We start from the raw sequence: 20,297 nt of genomic DNA on the forward strand, positions 1-20,297 counted from the left end.
ACGGGTAACAAGGCGGCTTAGAAACCGAGGGGTCGAATTTCAAAGAAAATCCCGGTCAGCGGGACCGTGACCCGCCATGCCCCGGACAGCGAGAGGGGCAAAACTGTAACGTGTTCTCATGGAGTACCAGAGTCTGTTCATCGGTGGCCACTGGACCGCGCCCGCCGGTCCCGACACCCTGCCCGTCGTCTCGCCCGCAACCCTGGAAACCGTCGGCAGCGTGCCCGTTGTCACCCGCGCCGATGTGGATGCCGCGGTCGCGGCCGCCCGCCGGGCCTTCGACAGCGGACCCTGGCCCGCCACCCCACCCGAGGAACGCGCCGCCCTACTGTCACGCGTTGTCGCGCTGCTGGATCAGAAGGCGGGGGATCTCGCCGCCGCGCTGTCCGCCGAGATGGGCGCGCCCACCATGACCGCCAGCACCCTCAACTACGTGCCCGCGCGCGCCACCCTCGATTTCTACGCCGGGCTCGGAAAGTCCTTCCCCTGGACCGAAACTCGGACCGGTCTGTTCGGAACCACCCGCGTCTCACGCGAACCGGTCGGTGTGGTCGCCGCCATCATCGCCTGGAACGTGCCGCTGTTCCTGGCCGTCAACAAGCTCGCGCCCGCCCTGCTGGCCGGGTGCAGCGTGGTCCTCAAGCCCGCGCCGCTGACCCCGCTGGCCGCCAACCTGCTGGCCGACATCTTCGCCGAGGCGGGCCTGCCCGAGGGCGTGCTGTCGGTGCTGCCCGCCGAGGCCGACGCCTCCGAATACCTGGTCTCCCATCCGGGCGTCGACAAGGTGACCTTCACCGGCAGCTCGGCCGTGGGCCGCAAGATCGCCGCCATCGCGGGCAGCCAGCTCAAGCGCTGCTCCCTCGAACTGGGCGGGAAGTCGGCGGCAATCCTGTTGCCGGACATGAACATCGAGCACATGCCCCAGCTCGCCTTCTCCGGCCTGATGAACAGCGGCCAGGCGTGCGTGGCGCAGACCCGGATCCTGGCCCCGCGCAGCCGCTACGACGAGATCTTGGAGGCCCTCAACGCCTCCGTCGACCTCTTCCCGGTCGGCCTGCCCGACGATCCGGCCGCGCAGCTCGGCCCGCTCATCTCCGAGAAGCAGCGCGAGCGCGTCGAGGGCTACATCGCCAAGGGCAAGGACGAGGGCGCGCGGCTGATCCGCGGCGGCGACCGGCCCGCCGACCTGCCCGGCTGGTACGTCCGTCCAACCGTCTTCGCCGATGTGAACAACTCCATGACCATCGCCCGCGAGGAGATCTTCGGCCCGGTCCTCTCGGTGCTGCCGTACGACACCGAGGCCGAGGCCATCGCGATCGCCAACGACAGCGACTACGGCCTCGCGGGTTCGGTGTGGACCACCGATATCGAGCACGGCGCGAGCGTCGCCGCCAAGGTCCGCACCGGCACCTACGCCATCAACTGGTACGCCTTCGACGCCTGCGCGCCCTTCGGCGGCTACAAGACCTCCGGCATCGGCCGCGAGAACGGCCCCGAGGGTCTCGACGCCTACTGCGAGACCAAGTCGCTGCTCATGCCGATGGGCTTCGGCGCCTAGCGCTTGGCGAGCGGGAGGAGTGCCGGAACCGCGTTCCGGTACTCCTCGTAGCGCTGCCCGAAGGTGGCGATCAGCATGCGATCCTCCACCCGCACCCGCCGCAGCAGCCACGCCAGCACGAACGCGAAGATCACCAGCGACGGCCCGCCCTGCAGCAGCGCCGCGCCGCCCACCAAGGCGAGCAGCCCGGTGTAAATCGGATGCCGCACAAAGCGATACGGCCCGCCCGTCCGTAATTGGTGTTCCTCCTGGATCAGCGGCCGCCCCGCCCACATGGTCCCCAGCGCCAGCCGCGCCCACACCATCAGCACCGACCCCGCGATGATCACCACCGCGCCCAGCGCCAGCATCGGCCGCACGTGCCAGATCACCGGATCCCATACCCTTCGTGGCACGAAACTCATTGCCACCACAAGGATTACGATCCCCACGATCATCCACGGCTCCGGCAGCAACGTCCCGAGGAAGTGCTTCACCTTCCCGCCGAGACTGTCGCGCCGCACTGCCGCGAACCACACCGCCGTCCCCAGCCAGACCACCCATACGAGCTGGCTGCTCCACACGGCTATCCGAACCAGAAGATCGACTGCGTCCATAACCTCAGCCTGCGCCGATCCCGACGAACCGACCACCACCCAGGGCGCCGCGTGCCTCCACCCCCGGGTGGATTCTCCGGAACAACAAAACGGCCCGCTCCCACCGAAATCGATGGAAACGGGCCGCTGACAGTCTTACGTCAGGCCAGACGCTGCTTGAGCGCCTCGAACTCGTCGCGCAGGCCGCTGGGCAGCTTGTCGCCGATGAACTCGAACCACTCCTCGATGGAGGGGATCTCCTTCTTCCACTCCTCGACGTTCACCGCAAGCGCCTCGTCGACGTCGCCCGCGTTCACGTCCAGGCCCTCGAGATCGAGGTTGGCGGCGTGCGGCACATTGCCGATCGGGGTGGCCTCCGCGGCAGCGGTGCCCTCGATACGACCGACGACCCACTCCAGCACGCGGGAGTTCTCGCCGAAGCCGGGCCACAGGAAGCGACCGTCGGCGCCACGACGGAACCAGTTGACGTAGAAGATCTTCGGCAGCGCCTGCGCGTCGGCGTTCTTGCCGAGGGTGATCCAGTGGTTGAGGTAGTCACCCACGTGGTAGCCCATGAACGGCAGCATGGCCATCGGGTCGCGGCGCACGGTGCCGACCTTGCCCTCGGCGGCGGCGGTCTGCTCGGAGCCGACGGTGGCGCCCATGAACACGCCGTGCTGCCAGTCGAAGGACTCGGTCACCAGCGGGATGGTGGTCTTGCGGCGACCGCCGAAGAGGATCGCGGAGATCGGCACGCCCTGCGGGTCGTCCCACTCGGGGGCCAGCGTCGGGCACTGCGACATCGGGGTGCAGTAGCGCGAGTTCGGGTGCGCGGCGAGGGTTTCCGACTCGCGCTCGAACCAGTCGTTGCCCTTCCAGTCGATGAGGTGGTCCGGAGTGCCCTCCAGGCCCTCCCACCACACATCGTTGTCGTCGGTCAGGGCGACGTTGGTGTAGACGGTGTTGCCGGCCTCCATGGTGGCCATGGCGTTCGGGTTCGAGCTGTGGTTGGTGCCGGGGGCGACACCGAAGAAGCCGAACTCCGGGTTGACGGCATATAGTCGCCCGTCCGCGCCGAAGCGCATCCACGCGATGTCGTCACCGAGGGTCTCGGCGCGCCAGCCCGGGATGGTCGGCTGGATCATGGCGAGGTTGGTCTTGCCACAGGCGGACGGGAACGCAGCGGCGATGTAGTACGCCTTGTCCTCGGGCGAGATCAGCTTGAGGATCAGCATGTGCTCGGCCAGCCAGCCCTCGTCGTGCGCCATCGCGGAGGCGATGCGCAGCGAGTAGCACTTCTTGCCCAGCAGCGCGTTGCCGCCGTAACCCGAACCGTAGGACCAGATTTCGCGGTCCTCGGGGAAGTGGGTGATGTACTTGGTGTCGTTGCACGGCCACGGCACGTCGGCCTGGCCCTCGGCGAGCGGCGCGCCCACGGAGTGCAGCGCCTTCACGAAGGGGCGGTCGGTGCCCAGCTTCTCCAGGGCGGCACTGCCGGCGCGGGTCATCACGCGCATGGAGACCACGACGTACTCGGAGTCGGTCAGCTCCACACCCAGCTTGGGGTCCTCGGCGCCGAGCGGGCCCATGCAGAAGGGCACCACGTACATGGTGCGGCCCTTCATGGAGCCGCGGTACAGCTCGGTCATGGTGGCGCGCATCTCGGCCGGGTCGACCCAGTTGTTGGTCGGGCCGGCGTCGGCCTCGGTCTTCGAGCAGATGTAGGTGCGGGATTCGACGCGGGCGACGTCGGAGGGATCGGAGAGCGCCAGGTAGGAATTGGGCTTCTTGGCCTCGTTCAGCTTCTTGAAGGTGCCGGCGGCGACCAGCTGCTCGGAGAGGCGAACCGCTTCCTCTTCGGACCCATCCGACCAGACCACGCGGTCGGGCTGGGTGAGTTCTGCGACCTCCTGTACCCAGGCAAGCAGTTCCTTGTGCTCGGTGGGCGCGGTGCCATCGTGAAGACCAGGAATGGTCGCTGAGGTCATGAAAACTCTCCTGAGATGGGCGGGCCCCCGATAGCCATCGAGCCGAGGAGCGCGGCTCGCGACACCGGATGCCCTAGTTCCTTGCCATAGAGGTTAACGCCACATATCGCGGCGTACGGAATCGGGTTGTCCACTCGGTATCGGGTCGAAACCTCCGACCAGCCGCTATGTGAATTCGAGTGCGGCCAGGTCACGTTCACATGCCAGCAGTAATGCGGGGCGGCGCTGGGTGGCCTGACGCAATTGCGCCTCCAATTCACCGACCCGCAGATCGGTTTCCACCATGCGGGCCGCGGAGCTGCCCAGCACCTCGTCGGTGAGCCGTTCCTCGGCGTCGACCAGGGCCGTGGCGACCCGCTGTTCCAGCTGCGCACGGGCGTCGACCAGCGTGTCCGCGACCCATTGCCGCAGGTGCGCGCCCTCCGCGAGATGGCCGCGGGCGCGCACCACCCAGCTCGCGGCGGCCGCCCCGAGCAGCAGGCTGACCGGCATGATCGCGTAGTCGAGGGCCGGCCACAGGGCCAGCGGCGCCACCACCAGGCGGCCCAGCCCGAACCCCGCCGAGGCCCCCAGCGCCACCACCAGATGGTCCTCCACGCCGCGGCGGCGCGGACCCGGCGTGAGGAGCGCCCGCGCCACCCGTTCCGGGGCCGCCGGAAAAGATATATGCCATTCCTCCGCGACGGATTCTTCGACTTGACGGCACAATTCGCCGACTCGGGAGCGAATCGCTCGATCCATCTCCTGTGTGAGTTTTTCCACAACATCACTCACATGCCGCGGAAATTCGGCGTGTGTGCCGCGCGCGAGCTCCTCGATTTCGCCGCGCAACTCCCCGTGCGCCGCCCGAATCCTGGCTCCCACCTCGTGCAATAGATCCACCCGGGCCAGTTGCAGCCGATGGCGCACGATCGTCATGGCCGCCCCGCGCCCGCCGTCGCCGACCGCCAGCAGCCGGGCCCGCTCCTCCCGCAGTCCACCGATATCCCCACCCGCCCGCAGCCGCCCGATCTGCGCCTCGATCCGCCGCCGCGTCTGCGTCACCACCCGCTCCCGCACGATCGCCACCTGATCCCCGACCGCCCCCGCCCCGGCCGCCGCCACCAACCGCGCATGCAACAGCCCCACCCCCGACCGGTCCACCAGCGCCGCGTCCCCCGACGCCCGCCCGGCCGCGGCCAACCGCGCCGACACCGGCACGATCTCCACCTCCCGGCAGCCGTCCACCTCGGCCAGCAGTTCGGTATCCAGCTTCAACACGTCCCGCCACTCCCGATGCGCGTGAATCCCGTCGAGCGCGAACACGATTCGAGTCCCGTCCGCCGACAAGCGCCGCACCCGCTCCATCAGCTCGCCGCCGACCAGCGCCCCGGCCTCGAGGACCACCAGCGCCACCGGAACCGGCCGACCGCCGGACTCCGCACCGAGATCGACCTGCGGCGCCAACCGCGCCACCTCGACCCGCAGCCCCGCCGCCCCGGTTTCGTCACCCCCGACCAGCGCGATCGAGCCGGCCGCCGCCGAGACCGGCGCATGAACCGCGCGCAACAACGCCAGCCCATGCGGATTCCAGCGCATGACAACGGCTTCCGCCGCCGCGGTCAGTCCGGCGGACATCTCCTCCGGCGGAGGCGGCGAATGCGGCTGGATCGCAGTGGGTTCCGGTTCGGTCGCGGGATCGGCGGCGACGGCCCGCTGCGGCGGCAGATTCAGCGGCGGCGGATCGGGGCGGGGTTCGGGGATCAACACCCGCTGATTCGTATCCGCGGGTGCGTTCGGCTTGGCCGGACCTCGATCAAAGACCGCGGGCCGTGGCGATGGCCTCGTAGCGGTGGTGGAGTTCGCGGTGCAGGGCGTCGATTCCGGTGGCGCTGTGCAGGATTTGCAGGAGTACGCGCGGGCCGAGGGTGGGGTCGTGGCGGAGGGCCGCGAGCGCGCAGGAGACGCCGTGGAGTTCCCAGCGGTCCAGGAGGGCTTGGCGCGCTTCGGGGTCGGGGGCGAGGTCGGGTGCCGTGAACAGCTCGTGGGAGAGGGTCAGCGGTGGGTCGGGGCGCGTGTGGTGGCGGCGGAGGGTGCGCAGGTCGGCGTCGGTGAGGGTGCCGTTGCGGGTGCGCGCGGCGACCGCGGCCACCACGGGGAAGACGGTGTGGCCGAGGGTGGTCGCGAGCCGGTCGGCGTGCGCGGCGGCATCGGACCAGTGGGTGCCGATGGTGTCGGCCTTGTTGAGAACCACAAGGGTGCCCTCGGGCGGGAGGGTGGCCAGGAGCCGGTGATCGGCGGGGTCGGCGGCGCCGGGGAGGATATAGAGGAGAAGGTCGGCGTCCAGGACGGGGTCGGTTTGCCCGGGGTGGTCGACCGGTCGGGTTTCTTCGGCGGTGAGCAGCGAGAGCGCATGTCGCAGGGTGGTTTTGCCCGCACGGGCCCGGCCCGTCACCTGGATGCGCACGGATCGCCCGGCCTGCACGCGGGCAGCCTAGCCGGAAGCTACTGGGCGCGTGCGGGTTTCGGATCACAAACACGCAGGTCAGGCGGTGAGGAAGCAGACCGTTCCGGGTCCTTCTGTGCGCCAGCACAATTCGGTGCGACAGCCCTTCACAGACACCCGGGATTCCCCTACTCTGGCGATTCGGTCGGCATCAACGCCGATGTACGGCTGCGCTGACCCTCTCGGTCCACGGCCGCTGCGCTCAAAGTTCGAGGCTGGAACGAGGAGGTTGCGATGGCCGTCAACGCCGACGTCATCGGTGCCATCGGAATACCGGACGGTATCCACGAGCGAGACCGACCGCTGCCACCGAGCCGGGACCCCTTCTTCCATCCGCCGCGCGGGTTCGCGCGCCGTGAGCCGGGCGCCATCCTGCGCAGCCGCACGGTCGAGATCGCGCTGTTCGGACTGGTGCCGCAGCAGGTGACGGCGTGGCAATTGCTGTATCGCAGTCAGGATCTGCACGGTCGCCCCGAGGCGGCGGTGACCACGGTGCTGCTGCCGCAGGGCGCGGAACCGGATGTCGAGCGCCCGCTACTGGCGTTCCAGACCGCCATGGACGCCGTGACCGAGCGCTGCGCGCCGTCGTACGCGCTGCGCCGCGGCGTCCTGGCCCCGGGTTCGATCACCCAGCTGGAGTGGCTGCTGGTCGCGAACGCGCTGCGCCGCGGCTGGGCGGTGAGTATCGCGGATCACGAAGGGCCGCTGGGTAATTTCGGGGCGGCCCGGGAGCCGGGCTATCGCGGCCTCGACGGTGTCCGCGCCGCACTGCGTTTCGCGCCGCTGGGCCTGCGCGCCGACACCAAGGTGGCGGTGTGGGGCTATTCCGGTGGCGGCATGGCCGGTTCGTGGCTGGTGGAGCTGGCTCCGGAGTACGCGCCCGAACTGAATATCGTCGGCGCGGCGCTGGGCGCGCCAGTGGGTGATCCGCGGCACGTCTTCCTGAATCTGAACGGTGGTCTGTTCGCGGGCTTTCCGGCGATCGTGATCGCGGCGCTGCGGCAGGTGTATCCGGCGCTGGCCGAGGTGGTGGAGCGCGACTTCACCCCGGAGGGCCGCCGCCTGCTGGATCGGGTGCGCGGACTGGGCCCGATCGCGGTGCTGCCGCTGCTGGTCGGCCACCGCCTGGACGACTACCTGCGGCGTCCACTGGCGGAGATCCTGCCCGAGCTCGAGGACATGTTCGACGAACTGCGGCTGGGCAATCGCACCCCGGCTTGTCCGGTGCTGGTGGTGCAGCCCGTACACGACCAGGTGATCGACGCGGCGGGTGTCGACGGTCAGGTGGAGCGCTATCGGGCGGGCGGGGCAGCCGTCTGGTATGTCCGGGATCGCCTGAGTGAGCATTTCTCGCTACTGCCGTTGGCCACGCCACTGAGCCTGGATTGGCTCGCCGATCGCCTCGCCGGGAAAACTCTTACCGAACCCTCAACCAAGACCGTCTGGTCGGTCGCGCTCGCCCCGGCGCACTGGCGCAGCATGGTGGAAATGGCAACTACCGCAATGCGAGTCACGCTCGGGCTGCCCCTGCGGCCGGGCTCCGCGACGGCGTCCAGCGAGGTCTCGGGCCTGGCAGCCTGAGTGTCGGCGGTCGCGGCAACCCCGGTCGATTGCTGCGCGAACTATCCAATACTGGACAATGGACGCCGTGAACGACGCCGCTAACCACTCCGCCGAGCCAGCTCCCGGGCCGCGTCCTGAGGGAGGCCATCGCCTCTACCCGCGGGTCACCAGCTTCCGCGCGCGCCGCGGCGCGATCTCGCCCGCGCGCCAGGGTTCCTGGGATGAGATGTGGCCGCGGATCGGCAAGGACGTCTCCGACGAAAAGCTGGACGCCGACACCTGGTTCGGTCGCTCGGCCCCGCTGATCGTCGAGATCGGCTGCGGCACCGGCACGGCCACCGCGGCAATGGCGCAGGCCGAACCGGAGTTCAACCTGATCGGCATCGAGGTCTACAAGCCCGGCCTGGCGCAGCTGGTGCAGCGGGTGGAACGCGAACAGATCGAGAACATTCGACTGCTGCGCGGCGATGCCGTGGATGTCCTGGAAAATATGATTGCTCCCGAATCGCTGACGGGTGTTCGGGTGTTTTTTCCGGACCCGTGGCCGAAGGCGCGGCACCACAAACGCCGGCTGTTGCAGCCGGAAACCTTCGCACTCATCGCAAGTCGCCTGATTCCCGGCGGCGTGTTGCATGTGGCGACCGATCACGCCGACTATGCGGAGTGGATCGGACAGTACGGAAATGCGGAACCCCAGCTCATCGGCATGAACGAGCCCACCGGCGGGGACCCCGACGCCTATCGGAACAAAGCACCGATTGGTTTTGAACGTCCGATTACCAAGTTCGAAAACAAAGGACTCCGCGCGGGCAGCGCCATCACGGAGTTCATCTGGGGGAAGATCGAATCATGAGCGTCAGCGAGATGGCCCCGGAGGTCGCCGAAGTTGCCGGAATAATGCACGGCACCGAATCGACCGAACTATCGGGCACCGCCACCGGTCTCGGCGGCAGCACCGGTGGCCCCGCCACCGGATCTCTCAGTGGTCATGCCACCGGCTCTCTGAGCGGTAATGCCACAGTCGCCCTGGGCGGCAACGCGACCGACGTGCGTCGCGTGCTGCTGGTGTGGGACGCACCGAATCTGGATATGGGTCTGGGCGCCATTCTCGGCGGCCGCCCGACCGCCGCCTACCGCCCGCGCTTCGACGCGCTGGGCCGCTGGCTGCTGGCCCGCACCGCGGAACTGTCGGTGGGCAGCAGCACCCGGGTCGAGCCCGAGGCCACCGTCTTCACCAATATCGCTCCGGGCACCGCGGACGTCGTGCGACCCTGGGTCGAAGCTCTCCGCAATGTCGGCTACGCCGTCTTCGCGAAACCCAAGATCGACGAAGACTCCGATGTCGACAGCGACATGCTGGGCCACATCGAACTACGCCGGCGCGGTGCCGGTCTGGCCGGCATCATGGTGGCCTCCGCCGACGGGCAGGCGTTCCGCGCGCCCCTCGAGGAGATCGCCGCTTCCGGTGTGCCCGTTCAGGTATTGGGTTTCCGCGAGCACGCGAGTTGGGCCGTCACGTCGGATATCCTCGAGTTCATCGACCTCGAGGACATCCCGGGCGTGTTCCGTGAACCGCTGCCCCGGGTCAGCCTCGACTCGCTGCCCGACGAGGGTGCATGGTTGCAGCCGTTCCGGCCGCTGTCGGCCCTGCTCACCTCCCGCCCCGCTCAAGGAGTCGCTTAGTGTTCACCCGCTGGGGCGACCTGGTCTACAAGCTGCGCTACACCGTGCTCGGTGTGGTCGTTGCCGCAATGCTCGGCCTCGGAGGCTTCGGATTCGGGCTCGAGGACCATCTCAGCTCCAGCGGATGGTTCGACCCGAATTCGCAGTCCTCCCAGGCCTCGATGCTCAAGGACCAGGTCTACGGGCGCGATCACAACAGCGACGTGATCCTGCTGTACTCCGCGCCCGATGGCCAGACCATCGATGATCCGACGTGGAGTCAGAAGGTCATCAACAGCCTCAACGCACTGCCGTCGAAGTACCCGGAGATCAGTGGCATCAACGCTTCTCCGTTCAAGCTCGACGTGCCCAGTTCGCAACTGGCGCAGGCGGCGAGCACGGATCGTAAGCACGCCTTCGCGTCCGTGGCCATCAAGGGCGACAACGACACCGACATGGTGCGCAACTACCGGACGGTGAAACAGGCCGACGCCTTCGCCATTCCGGGCGTCACCGTCGAGGTCGCCGGTCTGCAGCCGGTCGCGGGCACCCTGAACGACACCATGGCGCAGGACCAGAAGCGCATGGAGATGATCGCCATTCCGGTGGTTGCCGTCCTGTTGTTCTTCATCTTCGGCGGCGTCGTGGCGGCGGCCCTGCCGCTCATCATCGGTGGCCTCACGGTGCTCGGCGCCAATGGCATCGTCATGGGGATCACCAAGTTCACCGAGGTGAACTCCTTTGTCTCGCCCGTTGTTTCGATGATCGGTCTGGGTCTGGCCATCGACTACGGCCTGTTCATCGTGAGCCGTTTCCGCGAGGAGACGGCCGACGGCTACGACACCAAGGCGGCCGTGCGGCGCACGGTGCAGACCGCGGGCCGCACCGTCATCTTCTCGGCCACCATGATCATCGCAGCCAGCGCGGGCATGCTGCTGTTCCCGCAGGGCTTCCTCAAGTCGGTGGCCTACGGCACCATCGCGACGGTCGCGCTCGCCGCGCTGTCGGCGCTGACCATCCTGCCGGCCATGCTGTCGATCCTGGGTCCGCGCGTGGATGCGCTGGGGCTCAAGCGGTTCCGCAAGGACAAGACGACCGAGGAAATCGAGAACGGTTTCTGGGGCAAGATCACCGCCTGGGTGATGAAGCACCCGCTGAAGGTCGCCATTCCGATCACCATCGGCCTGCTGCTGCTGATCATCCCGGTGAAGAACCTGGCCTTCGGTGGCATCAGCGAAACGTATCTGCCGCCGAACAACGCGACCCGGTTGGCGCAGCAGCACTTCGACGAGATCTTCCCGCTGCGCAAGGCCGACCCGGTGCAGCTGGTCATCGTCACCGACAACCCGAAGAACATCGGCACCATCCTCAACGAGGCGAACAAGGCCAGCGGACTGCAGCCGAAGACCTCGTTCTCGCTGCCGCAGACGCCGCCCAACGGCTCCAACGTGTGGTCCACCACGCGGCCGCTGGACAAGGGTGCCGACATCAAGCAGACGATGGCGGACCTGCGCTCCATCGACGTGCCGGACGGCGCCGAGGTGATGGTGACCGGAACGCCGGTCATGATGCAGGACAGCATCGATCAGCTGGTCGATCGCATGCCGCTGATGATCGCGCTGGTGGTGCTGGTGACCACCATCCTGATGTTCCTCACCTTCGGTTCGCTGGTGCTGCCGATCAAGGCCGCGCTCATGAGCGCGCTCGGCCTGGGTTCCACGCTCGGCATCCTGACCTGGATCTTCATCGACGGTCACGGCGCGGGGCTGCTGAACTTCACGCCGCAGCCGATCATGTCGCCGGTGCTGGTGCTGATCATCTCCGTGGTCTACGGCCTATCCATCGACTACGAGGTCTTCCTGCTCTCCCGCATGGTCGAGGCGCGCACCCAGGGCGCGAGCACGACCGAGGCGGTGCGCTCGGGCACCGCGCAGACCGGCCGGATCATCACCGCGGCCGCGCTCATCCTGCTGGTGGTCACCGGCGCGTTCGCGTTCTCCGATCTGGTGATGATGCAGTACATCGCCTACGGCATGGTGGCGGCGCTGTTCATCGACGCGACCGTGCTGCGCATGCTGCTGGTCCCGGCCACCATGAAGCTGCTGGGCGACGACTGCTGGTGGGCGCCCAAGTGGATGAAGAAGATTCAGCAGAAGATCGGCCTGGGCGAGCCCATCCTCGACGATGAGCGACCCGGCGGCGGCGAGGTGCTCGACCTGGTCAAGGCGACCCCGATCACCGACCCGGTCACCATGCAGATCCCGATCCTGGCCGACGGTTCCGCCGCGAGCCGCCCCCGCAAGCCGCGTCCGCGCCGCACCGTGAACGTGGACAGCGAGGCGCCGACGCAGCGCATCAATGTCACCCCGTCCGCGAGTGTCACGGAGAAGGCGGCGGCGCCCGCGGAGCAGGCGCCGGAGTCCGATCGCCCCGCGCCCGGATTGCCTTCCGCCACCGCACGTCCCGGTCGCGGCGTCACACCCTCGACCGGTGCTGCGGCGCCGTCGTTTGTCGTCAATCCGGGCACAGCGACCCCGGGTCCCGCCAATCCGGGCGTGCCCGGCAACCCGGGCCCGCTGTCGGGGCTCGTCGCGCCCGAATCGTCCCCGGCCCCCGGCACTTCCGGCACGGAAGGCCAGGGCAACCCGGCGCCGCGCGCCGAATCCGGTGCGCCGCTGACGAATCTCGGCGGCTCGAGCGAGTCCGGGTCGGCACTCCCGCCGCGCCGCGTGACCAGCGCGGCCTCGGCCGACGCACCGACCACCGACCTCGGCGCCGGTGCTGCCGGCCCGGGTGGGGGCGCTACCGCGCGTGGCCCGATGGCCCCGCATCCGATCGGTGACTTCGCCTCGCCCGGTACGGGATTCACCAATCCCGGTGGTGGCCTGCCGCAGCGTGGCAGCACACCCGCACCGCAGTCGGCGCAGCCCGGCGCGGTGCCGTCGATCTCGCAGCCCACGCCGCCCGCGGCCGCCGCACCGCCGGTACCGCCCGCATCGCCTGCGGCACCGGCCGATCCGTCCGCCCCGGCGGTCGGTGCCGAGCGGGTGCTGCCGCCCCCGACGGCGAAGATCGCGCCGCATCCGGCCACCCGAGCCCAGCTCTACCAGCCGCACCCGGCCGAAACCGGTGACGCCGAGACGCACTCGGAGCCCGCCGCCGATTCGGCTGCGACGGAAGAGCATCCGGCCCACCACGCGGCGGACGAACCGCCGACCGGTGAACGCAGCAGCATCGAACAGTGGATGTCGGATCTGCGTTCCGCGCGCCGCCGACCCAAGCCGGACGAGGATGCCAAGCATCGCGGCGGTGAGGGACGCCAGGTGAGCGTCAACGAACTGCTCCGCCGCCAGGATCGCGACTGATCCGTACCCGACCACGATGAACGCCCGGCCGAATCCTCGGCCGGGCGTTCGTCTTTCACCGGGTCACGCGGTGGGTGTGCGGGTATCCAGATCGGCGTAGGCCCGCGCATAGCGGGTGCCCGCCACCAGCAACAGGACACCGACCACCAGGAAGGCCGCGGCCCGCACCAGCCCATCCAGGGTCGCCAGATCGAACAGGAACAGTTTGGCGAGAGCGGCGGCGGTGACCAGCAGCCCGGCCGCGAGCGCGACCTTCGCCCGCTGCGGCGTGCGGGCCAGGCTGCGCAGGCCGTAGAGCAGGGCCGCCGTCGCGGCGGCCATCCAGACCACCGTGGCGATCCCGTGCCCGGCGCGGAAGCCGTCCGGGTTGCCGGTGGCGACACCGAGGGACACCGTCAGCGCGGTCACCGTGTACAGCCCGGCGATTCCGGCGAACACCGCCAGCGTGGTGGCATCGGATTCCCGATCCAGCACGCCGAGGCGGCGCGCGGCCCAACCCGCGACCACCAGCACCGCGAGCACCAGCAACGCCGCCAGGGCGGTCGAAATGCTCAGGTGCGCCGCGGCTGCCGCGGGATCGGCGAGCGTGTTCGGGTCGGCCTGAGCGACGAAGGCGAGCGCGCCGAGCATCCCGTAGGCCGCACCGAGGCCCGCGGCAATCCGCGACCGCTGCTGACCGGCCACCGCCAGGAAGCCCAGGGCGACCACGTTCAGGGCCAGCGGCAAGGTCTGCACCCGCGAGACTCCGACGCACGCCTCCAACAGCGCGAACGCGCCCGCCAGCCCCGCCACCACGGCGAGGTGACCCGGAATCCGCAGGGCAGCCGACAGTTTCGGCACCCACGGCAGTGCCGCGACGAGCAGCAGCACGGCCGCGGCCGAGCCGGACACGACCACGGATCCGGTGCGGCCGAACATGACCGGCGCGGCCAGCATGGGCAGGGTCGCCGCCGCGAGACTCAGGCTCGCGGCCACATCCCCGGCCCGCCGCCGCCCGGACGAGACGGCACCCGCCAGCCCCGCGACCGCGATGACGATCGCGGCGGCCAGCACCTCGAAACGGTGCGACGCGGCAGCCCCGTCACTGTTCAGCTTCAGCGCCGAGTCGCCGACCGCGACCAGGGTCGCCAGTACCGCCGGAACCGTGCGCACCACGTGCAGCCACGGCCAGTCACGCACCAATTGCACCGGGAGGGCGGCGATCTGCAGCACGATCAGGAAACCGAGCAACGCCAGTTCGATGGTCACGATCGGCGCGAGCAGTGCGGCACCCAGCACCACGAGTACGGCGAGTGCCTGCGAACGCCACTGCACGGCCAGCGCGACCCCACCCGCCGCGATCCCCAGCGCGACCACGTACCCGACCACGGGATTCAGCCAGCCGTACATCGTGGTCATCGCGATGACATCCAGGTATCCCCCTGCGATACCGGTGGCCGCCAATGCGATTCCCCCGACCCGTCCGCCCGCCTTGCCGAAAACCCGGACCCCGACCGCCACCAGGGCGCCCGAGAACACCGCGCCCGCAACAACTCTCGGCACCGGACCGAAGAACCCGGCCTGCGCCGCCAACACCAGCAGCATGACCACACCGATCAAGGTGACCGCCACCCCTGCGACAGCCAGCACCCGGCTGATCACCCCTTCCCGCTGCCACCACGGCGAGCGCACCGGCCGCGCATACGCACGACCCCGCTGCGGTGGCAACTGCGGCATGGGCTGATGGTTGGCCGGCCGATTGCTTGGCGCCATCCAGCCGGGACGCACCGCGCCCGGCGACGGAACACCCTGTCCCCCAACGGTCTCCGCACCCGGCGTAAACGGCTGCCCCCAGCCGGTCACCGCAGGAATGGGCGGCGTGGGCACGCCCTGCGCGGGCGACGGTGCGGCTGGTACAGGCGGCGGCGCGGCCTGCGCAGGGGGTGGGGTGGCTTGCGCAGGGGGTGGGGTGGCTTGCGCAGGAGACGAGGCGGTCGACGGTGGGGCCGCGGGCATGGTTGCGCCCGTCACCTGTGGTGGGGTGACGGGCGCTGCGGTGTATGTCGGTGTGGTGCGGGCGTTTTCGTCGATGACCTGGCGGTGCAGGGTTTCGAGGTCGCGGCCGAGGACGTTCATGTGCTCGCTGAGCGAGGTGAATTCAGTCGACAGCCGCGCGATCAGGCGAGGATCGATGGCGAGATTCATGGTCGCCATACTTTCGGGTGGGGCGTCCGGCCACCTGAGTAGAACCACCCGGTCTACTCACGATTACTACCCGAGCACGCCCGATCGGGGTGTGCAGCCCAGGTCAGGCGGGGTGCGCGGGGGCCGAGGCGCGGGCGATGGTGGCGCGGATCTCGGTGGTGATGAGGTCCGGGGATTCGAGCATGGGGACGTGCCCGAGGGTCGGGAGCGGGCGCACATCGAGGGTGTCGGTCGAGGCGAGGGGGCGGTAGACGTGCGGCGGGAGGACGCGGTCGTTCTCCGGAAGCAGGATGGTGGTGGGCAGCTTCAGCTCGGACAACTGTGTGAAACCCGTTGCGAGATCCGGATCTTCGGCCAGATCGTCGGCGATGGCGCATTCCGTGATGGCGGCGGTCATGGCCTTGGCCAAGGGATTCGGGACATCGGCGGGCCGGTTGGCGAGCAGCGGCAGCAACAGGCTGCGCAGCAGGGTGGGCATGGTCGGCTGCCGGTCGGGGCCCAGGCCGATGAGCGGGCCGAAGGCCCGGAACTTGCGCAGCAGGGAATCGGCGGCGGCCGGGGTGCGCCACAATCCCGCGGGGGCGATGGCGGTGCAGGAGCGGGCGCGGCCGCGCGCCGCGAGTTCCAGCGCGACCCAGCCGCCGAGCGAATTGCCCGCGATATGCGCGGTCTCCCAACCGGATTCGTCGAGCAGCCGCTCACAGTAGTCGACCAGGGCGGCCACGGTGGCGGGGCGGGCGGCCTCGGGTCCGCCCCAGTGGCCGGGGAAGGTGGGCGCGAGCACGGTGTGCTCGGTGGCCAGATCGTCGAGGACCGTGCCCCAGGATTCCCAGGTGAGCAGCACCCCGTGCAGCAGGAGCAGCGGTGCGCCGCCGCCGGATCGATGCACTGCCTCCGGAACGTCGACGCCTTCCACCATGCCGTGACCCTACCGTCCGGAACAGACTGCCGCCGGTCCGGTTTCACGCGCCCGTTTTCACGCGCCGTTGAGGAAGCGCTTCCAGTTGGTGCCGAAGGGGTGCTTGGCCTTGATGGAACTGAAGCGCAGCGTGCCGTGCACGATGATGTGCAGCGGACCGATGGGCGCGCCGGTGCGCACCTTGGTCTCGGCGCTGGACGCGATCAGGTCGATGCTGGTCATGTCGACGGTGGCCTCGGGCGGCAGGATCAGTTCGACCGAGCCGCAGGTGTCGTTGACATGGATCTCGACCACCTGGGTGGTCATCACGGCCTGGGTGAAGTCCAGCTTCACGCTGCCCAGCAAATTGTTGATCGATATCGCCGGCGGCACCTGCCACGGACCCTTGCGTTCCACACTGGACAGGCGCGCGCGAATCACATTGCCCGGCATGGCCGGGGGCATGCGCTGCGCCGTCACGAATCGTGGCTGCGGCTGCACCCAGCCTTGCGCGGCGGGGGCGGGTTGCCCGACCAGCCGGATGCCCGGCAGATCGACCAACACCGTATTGAGTTCGCCGCGGGTCTTCGCCGCGAGCGCGGTGTCCATGCGCTCGGTGAACTCCCCCAGCGACAGCATGCCCAGCCCCACCGCGCGCTGCAGCAGCCGGCCGACATGTTCGCGTTCGACATCAGATACCCGTAGATCCCGGTCGCCGATCACGGCGTTGCCGGTCGCGAGAGCGGAAACCGCTTCAGGACCTCCCATGCCTTCGAGGTTAGCCAGCGGCGCACCCCGGCCGCATCAGGGCAATCCCTGATCCACGCCCCGATTCGAGTCGTACGGCAGCGCTACTCGAGGCCCTGTTCGATCGCGTAGCGGGTGAGCTCCACGCGATTGCCGAGTTGCAGTTTGCGCAGCGTGGACTGCACGTGGTTCTCGACGGTGCGATGGCTGAGGCTCAAACGGGTGGCGATCTGCTTGGCGGACAAGCCCTTCGCCACCATGCGCAGGATCTCGGTCTCCCGGTCGGTGAGGGCCGGGCGATGCGGTTCGTCGCGGTCCTCCGGGGTATTGGCGATGCGACGGAACTCGCCGAGCACCAGGCCCGCCAGGCCGGGTGTGAAGACGGCCTGACCGGCGGCGGTGGCGTGCACGGCATCCAGCAGTTCGGTGGCCGAGGCGCTCTTGACCAGGTAGCCGGTGGCCCCGGCCTTGATGGCGTCGAGGACGTCGGCGCGTTCGGCCGAGGCGGAGAGCACCAGGACCCGGGAGCGCGGCGAGACCCGCAGCACCTCGGCGGTGGCGTCCGCGCCGTTGCCGTCGGGCAGTTGCATGTCCATCAGCACGACGGTCGGGAGGACGGCGGCCGCGCGGGCACCGGCGGCGCGCACCCCGTCGGCGGTGGCGACCACGTCGAAGCCCGCCTCGGCGAGGTCGCGGGCCACGCCCTCGCGCCAGATCGGGTGGTCGTCGACCACCATCACCGTGATGCGCCGATCCGATTCGCTCATGGGATCCTCCGCTCTCCTTGCCGCCGCACGGGTCTCATTGTCGCCGTTGCACGGGGACGCGGAACTCCCATTCCGCGCCCGCGCCTTCCTCGTCGTCGTCCCAGCTCGCCGCCTCGAACAACAGTTGCGCGGTCCCGCCCAGGGCCTCGACACGACCGACGATCGAACGCGAAACGCCCATGCGCCCTTGGTCTTCGGCTTCGGCGAGCCGGCCGGGTGGAATCCCGGGGCCGTCGTCGCGCACGCTCACGATCAGTTCGGCGCCGGTATCTTCCAGCAGCACATAGGCTTTCGCACCAGGACCGGCGTGCTGCACCACATTGGCGAGGGCGGCGGCCACGGCGGCGGCCAGCTCGCGGGCCGCCCAATGACCCAGCGGCACCGGATCACCCGGGGTGGAGACGAAGACCGACGGGGTGGCCTGGGCGGTCAGCAGCGGGCGCAGGTCCTCCTCGGTGCCGCCGTCGGCGGCGGGGACGCCCTGCTCGGAGATGAGCACCCGCAGCGCCACCTCCTGCTCCCCGGCCCGCTGCGCTAATTCGGCTGTCGGACCGCCGATCTCGTTGCCGCGACGCTTGATGTAGCTGAGCACCTGCAGGACGCCGTCGTGCACCTCACGGGCCAGGCGTTCCCGTTCCTGGGCGGCGGCGGTGAGCCGGACCGCGCGCTGCAGCTGCGCGTGCGCGCGGCGGGCGGTGTTGGAGGCCAGGCCCAGGGCCAGGCCCACCGAGATCAGCACGGGCAGGGTGGCGTCGCGCCAGACGTCGAAATCCCATTGGGCGCGGGCGGTGATGACGGCGCCGGAGACGAGCAGGCCCGAGCAGACGCCGCCCAGCGGACCCCACAGGATCGCGGCGGAGACCACGGCGTTCGCCGCCCACAAGGTGGTGGGCAGGGTCTGATGATGGTGGTACCAGTCGTAGGAGGCGATGGTCCGGGTGGCGAAGATCAGGGCGATGACCACCAGGTGGTCGCCGATCACCACCGCGGTCCGGACCCGCGGGTGGTGGCGAATCCGCCACTGCGACAACAGCACCGCCGAGATCCCCGACCACACCACCATGATCGCGATGTAGAACCAGCTCAGCCGCTGATTGGTGTAGTACGACACCGACGCGATCTGCTGGCCCACCGCGTACAGCAGGGTGACCAGCCGGAAGGCCTGGACCGCGCGCCACAGCGGCGCGGATGCGGCCCAGTCCGGATCCGGATCAGTCGCCCGCGTCACCGGTGCCGCCGGGTGACTTGGTCGGCCGATGATCGTCCTCGCCGGTGATCGCGGAGACGGGCAGAATCGCGTCGGGATCGTCCGGCTCGGCGTGGAATATGCCGTCGTGCGGGTCGCCGGTGTGCAACTCCTGGTACGCCTCCTCGGGCGAACCGGCCAGCAGCGAGCGGATGGCGGTATTGAGCACCGCCACCAGCGGCACCGCGAGCAGACCACCGGCCAGACCGGCCAGCACGATGCCCGCCGCGATGGCCAGCACCACGGCCAGCGGATGGATGCGCACCGCGCGGCCCATCAACAGCGGCTGCAGCACATGGCCTTCCAGCTGCATGACCGCGATGGTGATGCCCAGCACGATGAGCGCGGTGACGAGGCCCTTGGTCATGAGCGCGATGAACACCGCCACCGATCCGGCGATGAAGGAGCCGATGATCGGGATGAACGCGCCGATGAACACCAGCGAGGCCAGCGGAAGCGCCAGCGGCACACTGAGGATCGCCAGGCCCGAGCCGATGCCGATGGCGTCGACCAGCGCCACCAGGACGGTGGCGCGGACGAATCCGGTCAGGGTGCCGAAGCCCAGCTTCCCGGCCACCCGCACCCGATCGCGGTGCGCGGTGGGGATGATGCGGGTGACGAACGTCCAGATCTGATCCCCGCCGTAGAGGAAGAAGATGAGGATGAACAGGGTCAGGAAGGCGCCGGTGAAGAATTCGCCGATCACGGTCGCGGTGGTGAGCGCGCCGTTGGTGAGCGCGTCCTTGTTGGACTCGATGGTCTTGACGATGGTGTCGCCCGCATTGCGGATCTGATCGTTGCTCAGGTGCAGCGGCCCGTTGATCAGCCAGTCCTGCACCTGGTGCACGGAGGTGGTGAACTCGCCGGACAGCTGCGGCACACCGGTGACGAACTGTTCGATGACGAAGGTCATGATCCCGGCGAGCAGGCCGAGCGACCCGACCAGCGCCACGAACACGCCGAGCGCGCGGGGCACCCCGAACCGCTGCATCCAATTGACCAGCGGCGCCATCAGTGCCGCACCGAGCAGCGCGATGGACATCGGAATGGTCACCGTGGACAGCTTGCGCGCCAGGTAGGCGAAGGCCAGCACCGCCGCGAAGATGATCAGCAGCCGCCAGCACCACTCCGCGGTCTGCCGCACGATCGGGTGCACGGCCTCCCCGTCACGGCGGCGCGAACCACCGGACTCGCCGGATCTGCTGGACGTCGCCCGCACCTCACTCACAGGGGCGAGCCTACTGGGTGAGCTCGACAAT

Annotated in this window: 15 protein-coding genes; 5 read left to right on the forward strand and 10 right to left on the reverse strand. The window is 69.3% G+C overall.

The genetic code is table 11. From position 1 onward, the window contains the following. The first annotated feature begins 118 nt into the window (after positions 1 to 118). Entirely contained in the window at positions 119 to 1,558 is a 1,440-nt protein-coding gene (locus tag ACYVN4_RS13690; RefSeq protein WP_460720957.1) for an aldehyde dehydrogenase, read from the forward strand. Here ACYVN4_RS13690 and ACYVN4_RS13695 read toward each other — a convergent pair. From ACYVN4_RS13695 to ACYVN4_RS13710, 4 genes are all read right to left on the reverse strand, one after another. Continuing rightward, positions 1,555 to 2,154: a methyltransferase family protein gene (locus ACYVN4_RS13695; RefSeq protein WP_460720959.1), complete on the reverse strand. Its 600-nt coding sequence runs from the start codon at positions 2,152 to 2,154 to the stop codon at positions 1,555 to 1,557. The two genes, ACYVN4_RS13690 and ACYVN4_RS13695, sit on opposite strands and share 4 nt — an antisense overlap. A 140-nt stretch (positions 2,155 to 2,294) precedes the next feature. After that, positions 2,295 to 4,121 carry a phosphoenolpyruvate carboxykinase (GTP) gene (locus ACYVN4_RS13700; RefSeq protein WP_460720961.1) on the reverse strand — a complete coding sequence of 609 codons (1,827 nt, stop codon included), beginning with the start codon at positions 4,119 to 4,121 and terminating at the stop codon, positions 2,295 to 2,297. A 165-nt stretch (positions 4,122 to 4,286) separates the two neighbouring features. Beyond that, positions 4,287 to 5,870, reverse strand: a complete 1,584-nt coding sequence (locus ACYVN4_RS13705) for a hypothetical protein (protein WP_460720963.1) — start codon at positions 5,868 to 5,870, stop codon at positions 4,287 to 4,289. A 46-nt stretch (positions 5,871 to 5,916) separates the two neighbouring features. Next, positions 5,917 to 6,585 carry a hypothetical protein gene (locus ACYVN4_RS13710; RefSeq protein WP_460720965.1) on the reverse strand — a complete coding sequence of 223 codons (669 nt, stop codon included), beginning with the start codon at positions 6,583 to 6,585 and terminating at the stop codon, positions 5,917 to 5,919. A 255-nt stretch (positions 6,586 to 6,840) separates the two neighbouring features. On the opposite strand from ACYVN4_RS13710, the gene ACYVN4_RS13715 reads away from it, so the two are divergent. The 4 genes from ACYVN4_RS13715 to ACYVN4_RS13730 are packed head-to-tail and all read left to right on the forward strand — an operon-like array spanning position 6,841 to position 13,196. After that, a complete protein-coding gene (locus ACYVN4_RS13715; RefSeq protein ID WP_460720967.1) occupies positions 6,841 to 8,187 on the forward strand; it encodes a lipase family protein in 1,347 nt (448 codons plus the stop codon). A 58-nt stretch (positions 8,188 to 8,245) separates the two neighbouring features. After that, entirely contained in the window at positions 8,246 to 9,022 is a 777-nt protein-coding gene (trmB, locus tag ACYVN4_RS13720; protein ID WP_460720969.1) for a tRNA (guanosine(46)-N7)-methyltransferase TrmB, read from the forward strand. A gap of 44 nt (positions 9,023 to 9,066) precedes the next feature. Further along, positions 9,067 to 9,852 (forward strand): NYN domain-containing protein, encoded by a 786-nt coding sequence (locus ACYVN4_RS13725; protein WP_460722631.1) that lies wholly within the window; start codon positions 9,067 to 9,069, stop codon positions 9,850 to 9,852. Next, a complete protein-coding gene (locus ACYVN4_RS13730) occupies positions 9,852 to 13,196 on the forward strand; it encodes an MMPL family transporter (protein ID WP_460720971.1) in 3,345 nt (1,114 codons plus the stop codon). The genes ACYVN4_RS13725 and ACYVN4_RS13730 overlap by 1 nt, the downstream gene beginning before the upstream one ends. Positions 13,197 to 13,259: 63 nt before the next feature. On the opposite strand, the gene ACYVN4_RS13735 is transcribed toward ACYVN4_RS13730, so the two are convergent. The 6 genes from ACYVN4_RS13735 to ACYVN4_RS13760 form a co-directional block, all read right to left on the reverse strand. After that, positions 13,260 to 15,380 (reverse strand): DUF2339 domain-containing protein, encoded by a 2,121-nt coding sequence (locus ACYVN4_RS13735; protein WP_460720973.1) that lies wholly within the window; start codon positions 15,378 to 15,380, stop codon positions 13,260 to 13,262. 103 nt (positions 15,381 to 15,483) lie between these two features. After that, entirely contained in the window at positions 15,484 to 16,299 is an 816-nt protein-coding gene (locus ACYVN4_RS13740) for an alpha/beta fold hydrolase (protein WP_460720975.1), read from the reverse strand. Between the two features lie 57 nt (positions 16,300 to 16,356). Beyond that, entirely contained in the window at positions 16,357 to 16,998 is a 642-nt protein-coding gene (locus tag ACYVN4_RS13745; RefSeq protein WP_460722633.1) for a DUF1707 SHOCT-like domain-containing protein, read from the reverse strand. 131 nt (positions 16,999 to 17,129) lie between these two features. Further along, the gene (locus ACYVN4_RS13750) at positions 17,130 to 17,792 is read right to left on the reverse strand and encodes a response regulator (protein WP_460720977.1); all 663 of its coding nucleotides are present in this window, start codon (positions 17,790 to 17,792) and stop codon (positions 17,130 to 17,132) included. Positions 17,793 to 17,826: 34 nt separating this feature from the next. Continuing rightward, positions 17,827 to 19,020: a MacS family sensor histidine kinase gene (gene macS, locus ACYVN4_RS13755; RefSeq protein ID WP_460720979.1), complete on the reverse strand. Its 1,194-nt coding sequence runs from the start codon at positions 19,018 to 19,020 to the stop codon at positions 17,827 to 17,829. Next, positions 19,004 to 20,257 (reverse strand): AI-2E family transporter, encoded by a 1,254-nt coding sequence (locus ACYVN4_RS13760; protein WP_460722635.1) that lies wholly within the window; start codon positions 20,255 to 20,257, stop codon positions 19,004 to 19,006. The genes macS and ACYVN4_RS13760 overlap by 17 nt, the downstream gene beginning before the upstream one ends. Positions 20,258 to 20,297: the final 40 nt, after the last annotated feature.

The sequence above is a fragment of the Nocardia heshunensis genome (assembly GCF_054782115.1).